Source organism: Embleya sp. NPDC127516, from assembly GCF_044765325.1.
Taxonomy (GTDB): Bacteria; Actinomycetota; Actinomycetes; order Streptomycetales; family Streptomycetaceae; genus Embleya.
The window spans coordinates 117,812-131,725 of the sequence record NZ_JBIWJT010000023.1 but is presented as its reverse complement, the minus strand read 5'-3'; the positions used below and the strand labels follow the sequence as shown (position 1 = coordinate 131,725).

The window sequence follows — 13,914 nt, the reverse complement described above, 5'->3', positions numbered from 1 at the left end:
CGGCCTCAGACGGTCCGGAAGCCGGGGAGAAGTCCGAGGATCGGGACGATCGACACGGTGCAGACCGCCATCGTGGCGGTGTACGCGACCATCGGCTGGATGTGCGCGGGCAGTCTGCGCGCGGCGGCGTCGGCCAGTGGCGGAGCGATGGCGGCGCCGAGTGCAGCGCCCGCGAGGATCGACGCCGGTGATCCGCCGTAGGTCAGGACGGTGGCCGGTGTGACCGAGACGATCGGAACGAACGTGGGGTACATGCCGTATCGGGCCCAGCGCCGGCGCCACAGGACGACTCCACAGGCCCCGGCGAGGAGTTGTGCGGCCAGGAGTTCGGGAAACAGGCCGCTGCCGTAGGACACGGCGGCCGGGTTGACGGCGAAGGCGGCGATGGTGCCGAGCAGCAGCCCCGCGCCGGCCCATTCGTTGCCGTAGAAGTGGGCTTCGGTGAAGTCCGCGAGCACCCGACGGACGACCCAGGTCGACTGCTGCGCCCGAGGCCGCACGGTGTCGGTTTCCTCGGTGCCGGCGGCGGACGTCTCCGGTGGGGGGACGCGTGGTCCGGCGGCAGGGCTTGCCAGCCACGGCAGGTGCCGGCACAGGGTGAACGCGAGGGCGCCGCCGAGACACATGCCGGTGACGCTCCCGGCGATCGGGGACAGGTCCAACGGCGTGCTGACCTCGTTGACCATGAGCAGGGACAAAGGCGTCACCAGCAGCACTCCCAGGGCGGCGCCCGTCGCCGCCACCGCCCAGCCGCGTCCGTACATCACGACGACGGCCGGCGGCACGGACACGAAGGGGGCGAAGGTGGGTTGCCACAGACCCGAGGAGGTGAGGGTCCAGCCCCACGCCAGGTTGCTGGCCAGGAGGGCGAGTCCGGCGCTGATCGCGACCCAGGGCCACAGGTCGGTGGCGCACGCGAGCGGGAAGCCTCTGCGGCGGGGGGAGCCGTAGTGGGCGAACGCGGCGCCGGCGATCATCAGCAGTCCGCCGGGTGCCGACTTGTACAAGGTGGCCTCGGTGGTGTCGCCCAAGACCCACCACAACAGCCATGACGGGGAGGGATAGTCGAGGGCCCAGTCTGTGTACGCGGGAAGCGATGACGGAAACCACTCCCCCAGGGCGTCCAGCGAGATGCCGACCATGACACCGGCCACCAGGGCCACTACGGCCGGCGTAGGCCCGGAGAACGCGCGGCGCGGCAGGTGCCGGTCGTCGATCGTGGAGCGAGGCACGCGACCCTCCTCATCTCGGAAAGGCCGGGCTCAGCGTGTAGCCGAGCATCGTGTCGTACAGGTCGGTCCTGCGGTCGCGTACCAGGTCGTTGAGCTGGTTCCAGATGGGCGCGCCGCGGGAGGCGACGACGTCGATGTCGGCGGTGAGGATGCGTTCCTCGTCCGGTCCGGCGACCTCGCCGATCGGCCAGCCGTTGGTGCCGGCGATGAGCGAACAGCCCAGGAAACGCGCGTCACGGTCGGTTCCGATCCTGTTGGCGGCGGCGATGACGACGTTGTTGACGTGGGCGGCGGTCATGGTCAGGTAGGCGGCCATGCACCGGCCGGACTCGTCGAAGATCGGCGGCGGCGTCCAGACCCAGTTGTTGACGCTGCAGATGATGTCCGCGCCCTGGAGGGCCAGCAGCCGAGGCACCTCGGGGAACCAGATGTCCCAACAGATCAGGAGGCCGATCCGGCCGATAGGGGTCTCGAACACGGGGAAGCCGCGGTCGCCGGGGGCGAACCAGAGCTTCTCGATGTTCCACAGGTGGGTCTTGCGATAGTGGCCGACGTACCCGTCCGGGCCGACCAGGACCGCCGTGTCGTACAGCCGAACGCCTTCGCGTTCCACGAGGCCGGCGACAAGGTGGACACCGCGCTCGCGGGCGAACACCTCCCACGCGCGGACGGTGCCGCCCGACGGGACCTCCTCGGCGTGCGCGTACGCCTCTTCCCTGGTGGCGAACGTGTATCCGGTGGCGCACAGTTCCGGCAGAACGATCAGCGTGGCGCCGTCGTCGGCTGCCCGAGCGGCCAGGGCCAGGCCTCGCGCGACGTTGTCCTCGCGGTTGCCGAGTCCGACCTGGGCGTCACACTGGACGACGGCGATCCGGGCGGGACTGACCCGCCGGTCGGCCGGGGCGGGTGGGCGCACGGCCTCCGTGGGTGGCTGGGTCATGACAGTCGTCGCCTCTTTCCGGTGGGGAGCGTTCGATGGTCCGGGCGGTTGCTGACTCGCTCACGGATAGCACCTGAAACGGCAGGAACAAGACCGAAACGATCACGGGTCGCAACGTCCCGCGTTACCCAAACGTTTGCGCCAATCGTTTGGGCTATCATGAAGCGCACCAGGACCACCGTCAAGGGGGGCCGGGATGGGAAAGGACTGCCATGTCGGAGAGTAAGCGACCGGCCACATTGCGCTCCATCGCGGAGGAACTCGGTCTGCACGTCTCGACCGTTTCGCGCATCCTGAACGGCACGGTCCCCACCGGGGCGCGAGCCGCCTCCAGCTCCACCGCGGAACGGGTGCGCCGCCGCGCCGACGAACTGGGCTACCGGCCGGACCCGCACGCCACCGGGCTGCGGACCCGGCGGAGCAATCTGATAGGCGTCCTCGTGCCACGCCTGTCCGACCTGGTTCTCGCCACGATCCACGAGGGCGTCGAGGAAGCCGCCACGGCCCATGGCCTGGCCACCATCGCCGTCAACACCCTCGACCGGCCCGAGGCGCGCCGCCGGCGCACCGAGACGCTGCTGGCGCGCCGGACCGACGGCCTGATCTTCGGCGACGCCCGGTCCGACGATGCCTTTCTCGCCGAGCTGGCCGCCGAAGGCACGCCGTTCGTGCTGGTGAACCGACACTCCGCCGACCATCCGGCGGTCACCTGCGACGACCGGCTGGGCGGCCGGCTGGCTGCGGATCACCTGCTCGGCCTGGGACATCGCGAGATCGGGATCATCGCCGGCGAGCCGTTTGCCAGCACCGCCACCGACCGCGTCGCCGGATTCCTGGAGCGATGCGCCGAGGACGGAGTGCCCGTGCCGGACGGCCGGATCGCCCGCAGCGGCTTCGACACGCACGCGGGCCGCGAGGCCGCCGAGAGGCTCCTCGTGGGCGAGAGTCCACCGACCGCGCTCTTCGCGGTCAACGACTTCGCCGCCATCGGCGCCATGGGCGCGGCCCGCGACCGTGGCCTGCGGGTGGGCCGAGACATCGCGATCATGGGCTACAACGACACGGCGCTCGCCGCCGAACTGCCCGTCCCTCTCACCAGCGTCGACTCGTCACCGAGCGAAATGGGGCGCCGCGCCCTGGAATTGCTCGTCGGCCTCTTGGCGGGCGAGAAGCCCGTGTCGGAGCGCCTGCGCCCGGTACTGACCGCCCGCGCCTCCACTGCCTGCCGTCCGCGCCGCTGATACGCGGAGCACGATCGCGGATGGCGCAACCTCCGGCGGGTGCTTGCTTGCGGCAATCCCCCATCCGGCGTCGCCGACCGCCGCAGCCGGTGCCCGGTGCCGGTTTCGCGGCCGGGCCCGGACGGCACTCCGGCCGCCGCTCGCGACGCCCAACCCGCGTATCGGGGCGTACGAATGTCGATCCCCCGCGGCTCCTCGGGGTGACCGGCCGCCTGGTACCTCGACCGGCGCATCGCGGAATCGTGGAGCCTGGCCGACACAGTCGGCGTGCACCCGGAGTATCCGTCGGACCGGGCGAAGCGCCGGCCAGGACACGGCAAGCCGGTCGACGACGTCTGGCTGCCGGCCACCGAACCGGACTCCGCCGCCACCCATCCCCCGCCGCCCGGCGCCATCGGCGCGACCCGGAGCCGCCGGCCGCCGCGCCCTCGGCCGGGGCGACCACCAGGTCCCGGCGGCCGAAACTCCCGGCCGAATGGATCGCCGCGCTGGACGCACTCGACATGCGATGGACATGACGAACACAGGTCTGGGGGATCGGGGCGGGGTCGCTAGCTTAGGCCTGCGCCCGGGCCGCCCAGTTCGCGTCCCACATCGCGGGATTGCTCCGATCGTCGTGCCGGGCCGCTCCTCGATTCGGCCGCCGTGGTGCTCGCCGACCAGCCGGGGGGACGACCACGCGTCACCGCCCGAGAGGGCGGGGCCGAGCCCCGGGCGGCCGCGCGTCCAGACCGCCGTCGCGCATGGCGATCCTGGGGTCCACCGCAGAAGAGACGGCCGGTGCCGGGCGCTTCGGCGCGGCGCGGGCGGCCTCCGCGGCGGTGGTGCGGTCGATGAACGCCTGCGACACGTCGCCCGGCTGTGGTTGCGCAAGCGCGGCGGGAGCCGGTGCCGGCCAAGGCGCGGCGTACGGGACGTGGACCTCGGGCACCGGCGAGCGGGCGATCCAGGGATTCGCGTACGCCGTCGGATGGGTGTCCCCGGTCGGGGCGACCGATCCCGACGGATCCGAAGGAGTCGACACCGGCGGGCCTCCTTTCCTCACGAGATTCCGCCTATCGTCTCACCGACCGCCGATACACATGGGAATGCGTCCGGTCGGTGGGGCTGCGCGAACTGTCCTTCGCGACGGAGACGATGGAAAGGCGTCGAATACGTGTGCGATCGACGCCTTCTCCGCGTCTCACGAGCGCCGGCGGGGGAAGGCCGGCGGCCCGTGGACAGGTCGTCACGTCTCGCCCCGCCGGATCCGGTCGGCGATGATCTCGATCTGATGGTCGAACAGTCGGTCCATGGTGGCCGTCAACTGGGGGTCCAGGTCCGGCCGTAGCAGGCCGGGTGCGAGGTCGTTGAGGCCGACGTGGTGGCCGGGGTGTGGAGTCCTTCGAGGCGTTCGAGGACGAAGGCGTTCAGGGTGGTGTTGAGGGTGCGGTTGATGGGTTCCATCGCGGGGTCGGGTGGGCGGTGGGTGGCGAGGAGGCGGCGGTACATCGCGCGGTGTTCCTCGTCGGGGCGGGCGGCGGCCTCTTCGGTCATCACGGCCCGGCAGGTGACGCCTTCGTCGTTGGTGAATTCTTGTGTGCGCTTGGTCATTGACCGCGATGGCATACGGTCCGCAGGTGTTGCGACTTGGAACCTGGTCGACCCACTTCACGACGCGGGACTTGCCCGAGTCGGCGGAACCGGACCTCGCGGCCCGAGGCGGGCTCACCAAGTCACGACATCAGGGCGGACCTTCGGCAGAGCCCACGGTTCCACCGCGCCGGTGACCAGGTCAGCCAGGAACTGAACCGCCCCGCCGGTGTAGTGCCACCACGCGGAGCTCCGCGAGGCGACGGTGACCGTCCACGCCTGCGGCCCGGCCGGGTTCGTGGTCCACAGGAAGAAGTCCCCCTGATTCGACTCGGCCCAGGGAAGCAGACCACCGGGTGCGGGGTACGGGTGGAGCGGCACGGCCAGGTCCGCTTCCTCGCACCATTCCGAGATGATTTGCAAGGTTTCCCGCACCCCTTGGACCCAGGCGCTCTCCCGGCCGGGCCCCGGACCGCCGATGCCGAGGAAATCGCCGAGCACGAAGCGCGGGTAGAGCTCGCGGAGGAGCTTGAAGTCGGCCGGCAGGACCGCACCGAGTTCGGTCTCCGCGGTCTGCCAGTCGATGTCTGCGGGCACCGACAGACGCAGCGCGGCCAGGCCCGGCACAGCCTGTTCCAACTCCGCGATCGTCTCCGCGGGTTCGGTCAGGCGGCGGATCGGTGTCTGGGTACCGGCGAAGTCGTCCATGCGAGCAGAGTGCCAGAGCGGCATCTCGCGCCCGCATGGTCCCGCCCCGGGGCCACAGGACTCGGTGGCGCCTGTCTTTCGGGGACTCGGATCGATCAGACGGTCAAGGGTCAATCACGAACCCCGTCCACAAGAATTCCCGGATCACCCACGTGTGGGGACTTCCCAAGATCAACGGACCGGGAACGGTACTCCGCCGATCCGGCAAGGGAAGAGGATCTCTTGGGCCGGGGCGGTCGAGGGGCGTGCTCGCGCGTGGGCTCTTGGCCCCGTGGCCGCAGAGGGAGTGCGGTCGCCCGGAACGCTGTGCGCCCCGGGCGGTACGTGCGGGCGGCAAGCCGTCGGGCTCCCGCGAGTTGCAGGTCTCGGCCGTTCTCAGGCCGCGGCCGTGGGGTTCGCCGGTTCGGCGTTGCGGCTGTGTTCGGTGTTGGCGCGGTGGGCTTGCTCGAGCCTGCCCTCGAGGATGGCGATGCGGCAGGCGGCCTCGATGGAGGTTCCGTGGTCGGCGAGTTCCCGGGCGCGGGCGGCGATGCGCAGTTGGTGGCGGGAGTAGCGGCGGTGTCCGCCCGCGGAGCGCTGCGGGGTGATCAGCCGGGCTTGTTCGACGGCGCGCAGGAAACTCGGGGTGGTGCCGAGGAGTTCGGCGGCCCGGCCCGTGGTGTAGGCGGGGTAGTGGTCGTCGTCGAGACGGCCGGGGTTGTCTGCTGTCATCGCACCTCTCTGTGGAACGCGTGGAGGGGCCCTGGTGCCGTTGGCACCAGGGCCCCGAAGGAACTGCTACACCATCCGCCGGCCCTGACACTGCGCCGGCCTGTTGTTTCCGCGGGCCCGACCGAACCGCGGTCGGGGGTGCGGGGATCGCGGTTGCTCGACCGGAGACCACCTCACTAACGATGTCCTCTGCGGTACCCGGGCCCAGACTTCCGCCCGGGCGATCCCGATGGCGCTTCCACTCCCTCGTTGTTTCCTCTGTGACATCTACTGCGTACTGCGGGTACTGCCACTACGGGTACTGCGTACTGCCGGTACGGCTCTGTCGGTTACTGCGTACTGCGACTGCTCTTCTGCGTACTGCCGGTGATTCGTACTCCTCGGTGGCCTGTGACAGCGCCACGCTTCGGCAGCCGGCCCCGTCGCCCATCCTGCACCCTGCCTTGGCTTGGAACCCCACTGCCGAACCTCCCGGTGCGCGCGTCCGCAGCCGACGCCTTCACCGAGGTACCGCTCACCTACTCATCTGCGGGTACTGCGAATTGCACTTGCCGGTACTGCCACTGCGTCAACTGCGGTATTGCTCAGGGCGGCCCTGGTCACTGCGACCACCCGGTGCGTCCGTCAGTCCCGTCGCCGTCCTGCGACAACCGTGGCTTCGGGACTCCACAAGCGCACCGTCCTGCACCTGCCACTGCGACTACGGGTACTGCGGCCGGCAGTTCGTCTCTGCCAGGCCCTTCTGTCTCTCTGGGCTACGACAGAAACCATAACCACACCAACGTCCAATGTCTACTCCAGCCACAACAGATTTTTGCATCAGCGACAGTGAGGTAATCGCCCATTGGCGGCCATGGAAAACCGGCGGTGAGATCGTCACCGCCGGGGGTGGACGAACCACGGGCCGCGCCGGCAACGGACAGCCGGGAGCGAACGTCGACGGTCCCGGAATCCGGGAATCCGACGGACAAGTTGAGCATCACCGTCGCACCGGCCCGCTCCGCGACTTCCCTCGGACGGGTGGGGGTTGGGGCCGCAGTTGAGGGGAGGTCTGCGGGCGCGACGGCGTCGACCTCCAGGGCCGTCGCCGCGGTCCCAGGAGCGGCCGGGCCACGGCCCGCATCGAAGGTCCACGTCCGCATTTCGCCGCGACCAGGTGAAGCTCCTATAGATCGTCAAGCGGTCTGAGGGAGCTTCAACCGGATGTCCAGCCCACGACATTTCGGTGTCCACCCACACGGTGGTGGGCCCGACCCGTGGGTCGTCCGGGCCGGGCCCACCACCGAGAGCACCTTCCGCGCGAGCCCCGAAATCGTCACGGGCTCGGGGCTCGCGACGCGCCACCCGCCGACACACGCACCGTCAAGCGCGCCGACCCCGACGGAGTTCGGAACCGGCGAGACCGACATCGTCGAACGACAGCGACCCATGCTGGATCGCCGTACCCGAGCAGGTCATTGCATCCAAGCAAGCGACAGGTCAGGCATCTCGTGAATGATGAGCCCGCCACCGGGGCCGTGGGCCCCCGGAGCCCAGCTGCCTCACGGCGATGGGGGGCGCGGTCACGAGGGCGTAGGCGCGCGCGAGTTCCCCCAAAGCCTTGGACGCCTGTCCCGGGGAGGTGTCCGCGACGTGCTGGGCTTCTCGGCCGATGGCCCGCAGCAGAGCGTCGCGGGCCTCGGTGACGGAAGGCGGCTACTCGACCCGGATCACCCCTGCCGGGACCTCCCGGACGCCCTCTTCGGTAGTGCCTGCGGTGGGTACGGTTTCGCCGGTGGTCACGAATACTCCTTCGGATCGGACACGTCGAGTCGGGGTCGACCCGGATCCAAGATCCTTCACGACGGGGCGGGACCGTGGCATCCCGGAGAGCATTGGCCGATTTTAACTGTCTCGTTGGCGTGAACAGCCAGATTCGACGCCGATTGGCACTGACAATTCACCGTGGCGAGAACGACTGTCACTCCCGAGGCAGACAACATGTCGGGTGGTCGGAGGATGGCGGTAGAGGTGATCGTCATGGGCACGTCGAGCGGCGGAAAGTGCGGTGGGGCAGTCGCGGGCGCGGCGGCCGGCAGACCGCGATGACGTCGGTCGCCGCCTCGCGGGTGCAGTCCGCGGCGGCGAGGAACCCGAGCAGCGCGTCGGCGAAGAGCGGCTTCGCCCCACGCGCAGTTCGAGGTCCGCGTGCACCTGCGTGGCACCGGCGTCCAATCCGTTCCACACCAGCTCTTCGATCGCCCCGACCGGATCGGTTCGTCGCGCAACCTTCTCGATGAGGTCGGGCTTCACTTCCACCGCAATCCGCATCCGGGCAGCATGGCACAGCCACCGGGCCAGTTCTGCCCTTCCGCTCGTCTCCGAGGCACCGCAATCTACCCCTGCGGGCGGACACACCTGACGGCACATCAGGCCAATCGGACCCGTGCGGGAGCGGCGACGGCGTACCACACGATCGCGAGGTGGAATGGGCTGGGAGCGAAGCACACTTCGCGGGTGATCGAAGGATGGACGTCCCCGACGACGACTTCGTCTTTTGGCCCGTCGCCGAAGGTGGTGCCCAGGGAATAATCGGTGCGTGACCCAGCATCGCTTTCTCGTTGCCCGGCAGGTCGGCACGGGGTCGTTCAGCCACCCGAAGGTCCGTTTGGATGTCGAGCGGGTCGAGCGCCTTCGCGGTGGCTCGTTGCACGTGGTGACGGATCTGGACGCGGCTCACGAGCTGACGAGGCTTGCAGTGAGGGAACTGGAGGCGTTCGGCACGGGCGGAGGTGAGGTTCTCGACGACGAGGAGATCGCAGTTCTCCTCGGAACCCTGGGCGCGGCGCTGAAACGCCTTGGCATAGCCCTCGGCGTGCCCTTCCGAGACTTCAGGGGCTTCAGGACCTACTGGAAAGATCAAGGGATGGAGGGCAGTTATCACGCGCGCCGGAGTTACCTCGACAGCGTGTTCGGTCCCGTCCTGCGCCGCTTGGACGAATACCATCCCCATCTTCGACAGGGCCAAGGGCGCAAGAACCGGATCACCGATGTCACTCGCCGCCGGCTTCGCGACGGCCTCGCGGGCCAGTGGTGGGGCGGGACGCTCGACGAGACGCAGTTCTTGAGCCGCCTGTACGACCTGGACAACCTGCCCAGCCGCGACGAGCGATTCACCACGGCCGCCCAGGACGTCTGGCAACACTGCGTCAACAACCCCAACGACTGGGACGAGGACTGGATTTGGGGCGACCCGCGGTTCGGGCTGGCCGACGACGAACCACTCCTGCGTTTCATGGCGGAGATGCTGCACCCGGCCGTGCGCCCCGATGCCGCCGAAGTCGTGCGTCTTCATGCGTTCTTCAACGAGACGCTGTCGCACGACGGCTATGAACTCGTCGAAGTGGACAGCATCAGCGGCGCACCGATCTTCGCCGCCCGCACGATCGGCGCCGGTGTGCCGGGCGCCATGAAGAACCTGATCTTCGCCGCGGACGGGCCGAAGCCGGAGTTCGTACTCGGCGACGCCATCAACAACGACATGCTGATGGTGAGGAACGAGCAGTTCTGCCTCGTGTACAGCCGGCCACTGAGCGCGTCCGGCCTGACCTGGGGCGAGATGATCACCTGGTGGCGGGATCGGGAATCCCTCCCGGCGGGCACGACGGACAACGACGTCGGTCGTGCCCTGTACAAGCGGCTGCGAGCGTCACTGCACAAGGATCCGAAGCGGCCGGAATGGCTCTCGCCGGAACAAACGGTGTTCCGCGCCTATTGCGAGCTGTTCCCCATCAACGAGTCGGGGGCCGGCCACCCGGCGCTGCTGCCGCAGGTCTACCTCCACATGGACCCCAAGACACGCAAGGAGCGCGGCGGCAAAGACAGCGCCCTCGGCCGCGAACGCATGGACTTCCTCCTGCTGCTTCCGCACGGAGTCCGCGTCGTGGTGGAGGTGCCCCCACCGCGCATCCCACCCCGCCCCGACCACGGGCGTCCTGCGTTGCGGCGCCGGGGAGCCAACCCCCTACGCCGACCTCCAACCCCCCTCCGGTCGATCCGACTCGCTACCGCCACCGCGGCCCTGGTAATCCGGGCCGAGTCGGTGCGTGAGGCTGTCGGGCACCTGGTGGATGGGGGTTCGACGCGTTGGTGAAGAATCACCGCATGCATGAAGTGTCGTCCGGTCCTTTCGGCCCGGTCCGCGGCTCCTTGTGTTGGGTGGAGTCGACGGGCGGTCCGCTGGTCGTGGTCCCCCTCTCGGCGCGAGCGGACTGGGCGGGCTCGTCGCAGTCGTGGGGTCGGACGGGAGTCCGTGAGGACTACGACCGTGCCTGTGACGTGGAGGGTTTGGCCGGCGTGCTCGCCGTCGGAACCGGCGGTGCGCGGGTGCTGGTGTTGGGCGATGAGCCGGCGAGCAGCTGTTTCGTGCCGGACCTGCGGGCGTTCGTGCGGTGGGTCGGGGCGGACTCCGAAGCGGAACTCCTTGCCATGGCGGAAGCCGTCATCGCCGATTCGGCGACCGTGTGGGAGGGCTGCGGCGTGTGGGAGACGGACGGGGCCGCAGTGCTGATGGACGCCGTGATGGCCGGGGACGCGTTGGACGTCGGGTATCCGGGCGGGGGCGCTCTCCCGGAGCAGGCGCCCGTCCCGGTCGAGGCCGGTCGATGGCGCGTGAGTGCCGCATACGTGGATGGGGACGACGCGTCGGTGGGCGTGGTCCGGCTCCTGCCCGCAGCCTGAAAGCGGGGCCTGCCTCGGCCGCTGCGGATGCTTCGTTCGCCCTACAGGTCGGCCCGGGCCAGGAGTGCTTCCGCCTGTTCCCGGGTGAGTGTCGGCGGGGCCGGTGACGGTTTGCCCCCGACGTTGGGGTTGCGGCGGTACCTCAGGGCCCACTCGGCGACGGGGTTGTCGGTGTGCAGCGTGGCCACGATCCGGTCGCGCAGGGCCGGAGGGGTGTCCGGGCGGGCCGCGATCGCGTTGCGGACGAACATGTCCGGATCTTCCGCGAGTTGGTCGCGCAGGTCCGTGGGAAGGTCGGGATGGTCGGCGACGGCCACGCGTACGGCGGAATCGGGGTCGGCGGCCAACTCCGGCGACGGGGTCACGAATTCGACGGCGGCGGCGCGGGTCTCGGGGTCGGCGAGGAGGGCGGGCAGCAGGTCCGCCGGCGGGGCGTAGTTCCGGACACTGTCCCTGCGGACTTGGGGGTCGGGATCGGTCATCAGGGCCCGACGCACCCGGTCCGGGGCATCGTGCCAGTGGTGGATGATCTGCCGGCGCACACGGGGTTCCGGGTCCGCGGCCAGGCGGGCCGGCAGTTGCGGCGGCAGATGATCGTTCCCCGTGAGGAACATCCGCACGGAGGGATCCGGATCGTCCGCCAGGCGGGCCGGCAGTCCCGGCGGATCGTCGGCGACGCTGGTGGCGATCCCGCACCGGACGATCGGCTCCGGGTGCTCCGCCAGGCGGGCTCTGATGTCGGCGGGGACGGAGGCGTTGACCGAGAGGGAACGTATGGAGCCGAGCGCGATGATCTCCTCGATCATCGCCTCGGTCAGGTCCCGGCGCAGCAGCGCCACCGTGCGGCGGGCCTGCGGGTGTCGAAGCAAACGCCACACCAGGTCGGCGGGAAGGTCCCTTTGGGCCGCCAACGCGCTCAGTTCGGCATCCAGACTCATGGACCGCAGGCTAGCGGTCGGGAGGAATCCGTCGGTCGTCGTCCGCGGGTCGTCGCTCGGCCCGCATGGTTGTGGGGCGTTGCCCGCCGGCCGACGCGGGCGTGGACATCGGGCGCGGTTCGGTCATGGGCCGCCCGGGCGGAATCCCGGGCGGGAGCGGGACGGGTGGCAGGGGTTTGCGGGCGTGGGCGATCGCGGCGTCCCGCCTGTGCCGGGCGGCGTCGCTCAGGCGCACGACGCGGTCCGGGGCGTGGGCAGCGGGCCACAGTTGGACGAGGTAGCGCTCGCCCGCCGGGTCGCCGGCGCTGCCGTCGTATTCCAGGTCGCGTCCGTGCGCGTGGACCCGGACGCGGTAGGTGGCCGCCCCGTCGGCGCCCAGGGGCAGGCGCACGGAGGGGACGTCGCCGGTCTCCACGGTGTGGAGGTCGTCGGTGTGCACGGTCAGCGAGGTCTCCGCGACGTCGTCCCACTCGCCTGCGGGTGTGCCCGGGTCCGTGTCGTGGACCTCCACCGTCAACGGCATCCGCGCACACGTCGCCAGTCCGGTGCTCACGCGGACCTCGTCGTCGCGAGCCTCGACGAGACCGGTGGTGTCCACGGAATACGACCAGTCCCAGGGAAACCTCTCCCCCGCGACCAGGTGCAGCGAGTGATTGTCGACGAACACGACACCACGCGCGGAAGCAACGACAGGAATCGCACCCACCTCCCGAACGGGAACATCCTCCACCCCGCACCCGGGAGCGGGGAACCGAAACCGGACGCTACGGTGCCGCACCGACAACCGCCGCTCGACCCCGCCACGCCGACCCCGCCCCGGCCCGGCCGCCTCCGGCGCGGTCTCGCGACGGAGGGCGTGTCCGACTCGCCCTCGCCGGCGTCGGTCGGTGACGAAGCGTTCCTGGTCACCACCGCACTGATCCCATACGATCGAAAAGCGGTCATTTTGTGTCATTTGGCGAGGAGTGTGCATGCGGGCGACATGGAAGGGCTCCATCTCGTTCGGGTTGGTGAGCATCCCGGTCGAGTTGTACCCCGCAACCGTTTCGGAGAGTCGCTCCGCGGCGCATCAGGTTCATGAGAGCGACGGCGGCCGAATCCGATACCGGAGAGTTTGCGAGCTGGATGGCGAGGAGGTCCCGTACGCCGGGATCGCGAAGGCCTACGAGTCCTCGGACGGGCGCCAGGTCGTGCTCACGGACGAGGACATGGCCGAGCTGCCGTTGCCCAGCAAGAAGATCGTCGACGTGCTCGCGTTCGTCGACGAGGCCGACATCGACCCGCTCGCCCTGTCCAAGCCCTACTACCTCGGGCCCGCCGGCCCCACCGCGACCAAGCCCTACGTCCTCATCCGCGAGGCCCTCGCCGGACAGGGCCGGGCGGCGGTCACCAAGATCACCCTGTCCACCCGCGAGAGCCTGGCCCTGGTCCGCGTGCAAGGAGACATCCTCACCCTCCGGACGATGTTGTGGCCGGACGAGCTCCGTGCCCCCGAGGGCATCGCCCCGCGGGGCGAGGTGACCATCCGCCCCCAGGAATTGAAGATGGCCGCCTCGCTCATGGACACCCTCAGCGAGGACTTCGACCTGGCCGACGTCCACGACGACTATCAACGCGCACTGGACGCCCTGGTCGAGGCCAAGGCCGCCGGCGCCCACTCCGACGAGGCTGCCGAACGCACCGCGACCGCGGACAACGTCGTCGACCTGATGTCCGCGCTCACCGCCAGCGTCGAGGCGGCCACCAAGGACCGCCCCAAGGCCGCGAAGCGCACGGCGTCCAAGAACGCGGGCAGCACGAGGAAGAACGGCTCTGCGGCCCGAACACGCAAGAAGACGGGCTGAACCCGATCA

Annotated in this window: 12 protein-coding genes; 4 read left to right on the top strand and 8 right to left on the bottom strand. The window is 69.9% G+C overall.

The window, feature by feature from the left end; genetic code table 11:
* Positions 1-5 precede the first annotated feature (5 nt).
* The gene (locus ACIRL2_RS35620) at positions 6-1,232 is read right to left on the bottom strand and encodes a hypothetical protein (RefSeq protein ID WP_402237806.1); all 1,227 of its coding nucleotides are present in this window, start codon (positions 1,230-1,232) and stop codon (positions 6-8) included.
* A 10-nt stretch (positions 1,233-1,242) separates the two neighbouring features.
* Positions 1,243-2,172 carry a nitrilase family protein gene (locus ACIRL2_RS35615; RefSeq protein ID WP_402237804.1) on the bottom strand — a complete coding sequence of 310 codons (930 nt, stop codon included), beginning with the start codon at positions 2,170-2,172 and terminating at the stop codon, positions 1,243-1,245.
* Between the two features lie 212 nt (positions 2,173-2,384).
* Between ACIRL2_RS35615 and ACIRL2_RS35610 the strand changes: the two genes are divergently transcribed.
* Complete coding sequence (locus tag ACIRL2_RS35610) at positions 2,385-3,413, top strand: LacI family DNA-binding transcriptional regulator (RefSeq protein WP_395872813.1); 1,029 nt, start codon at positions 2,385-2,387, stop codon at positions 3,411-3,413.
* Between the two features lie 682 nt (positions 3,414-4,095).
* Here the strand turns inward: ACIRL2_RS35610 and ACIRL2_RS35605 are convergent.
* From ACIRL2_RS35605 to ACIRL2_RS35590, 4 genes are all read right to left on the bottom strand, one after another.
* Positions 4,096-4,437 carry a hypothetical protein gene (locus ACIRL2_RS35605; protein WP_402237801.1) on the bottom strand — a complete coding sequence of 114 codons (342 nt, stop codon included), beginning with the start codon at positions 4,435-4,437 and terminating at the stop codon, positions 4,096-4,098.
* Positions 4,438-4,715: 278 nt separating this feature from the next.
* A complete protein-coding gene (locus ACIRL2_RS35600) occupies positions 4,716-5,006 on the bottom strand; it encodes a hypothetical protein (RefSeq protein WP_402237800.1) in 291 nt (96 codons plus the stop codon).
* Between the two features lie 114 nt (positions 5,007-5,120).
* Positions 5,121-5,693 (bottom strand): SMI1/KNR4 family protein, encoded by a 573-nt coding sequence (locus tag ACIRL2_RS35595; protein ID WP_395872811.1) that lies wholly within the window; start codon positions 5,691-5,693, stop codon positions 5,121-5,123.
* A gap of 375 nt (positions 5,694-6,068) precedes the next feature.
* Positions 6,069-6,404: a MerR family transcriptional regulator gene (locus ACIRL2_RS35590; protein ID WP_395872810.1), complete on the bottom strand. Its 336-nt coding sequence runs from the start codon at positions 6,402-6,404 to the stop codon at positions 6,069-6,071.
* A gap of 2,578 nt (positions 6,405-8,982) precedes the next feature.
* On the opposite strand from ACIRL2_RS35590, the gene ACIRL2_RS35585 reads away from it, so the two are divergent.
* The gene (locus ACIRL2_RS35585) at positions 8,983-10,536 is read left to right on the top strand and encodes a hypothetical protein (RefSeq protein WP_402237796.1); all 1,554 of its coding nucleotides are present in this window, start codon (positions 8,983-8,985) and stop codon (positions 10,534-10,536) included.
* Positions 10,537-10,547: 11 nt separating this feature from the next.
* Positions 10,548-11,123 (top strand): Imm21 family immunity protein, encoded by a 576-nt coding sequence (locus ACIRL2_RS35580; RefSeq protein ID WP_402237794.1) that lies wholly within the window; start codon positions 10,548-10,550, stop codon positions 11,121-11,123.
* 41 nt (positions 11,124-11,164) lie between these two features.
* Here the strand turns inward: ACIRL2_RS35580 and ACIRL2_RS35575 are convergent, their stop codons facing one another.
* Together ACIRL2_RS35575 and ACIRL2_RS35570 are read right to left on the bottom strand one after the other, a co-directional pair.
* The gene (locus tag ACIRL2_RS35575; protein WP_402237792.1) at positions 11,165-12,061 is read right to left on the bottom strand and encodes a hypothetical protein; all 897 of its coding nucleotides are present in this window, start codon (positions 12,059-12,061) and stop codon (positions 11,165-11,167) included.
* Between the two features lie 10 nt (positions 12,062-12,071).
* Positions 12,072-12,728 (bottom strand): hypothetical protein, encoded by a 657-nt coding sequence (locus tag ACIRL2_RS35570; protein ID WP_402237790.1) that lies wholly within the window; start codon positions 12,726-12,728, stop codon positions 12,072-12,074.
* Between the two features lie 304 nt (positions 12,729-13,032).
* Between ACIRL2_RS35570 and ACIRL2_RS35565 the strand changes: the two genes are divergently transcribed.
* Complete coding sequence (locus tag ACIRL2_RS35565; RefSeq protein ID WP_402237788.1) at positions 13,033-13,905, top strand: Ku protein; 873 nt, start codon at positions 13,033-13,035, stop codon at positions 13,903-13,905.
* Positions 13,906-13,914: the final 9 nt, after the last annotated feature.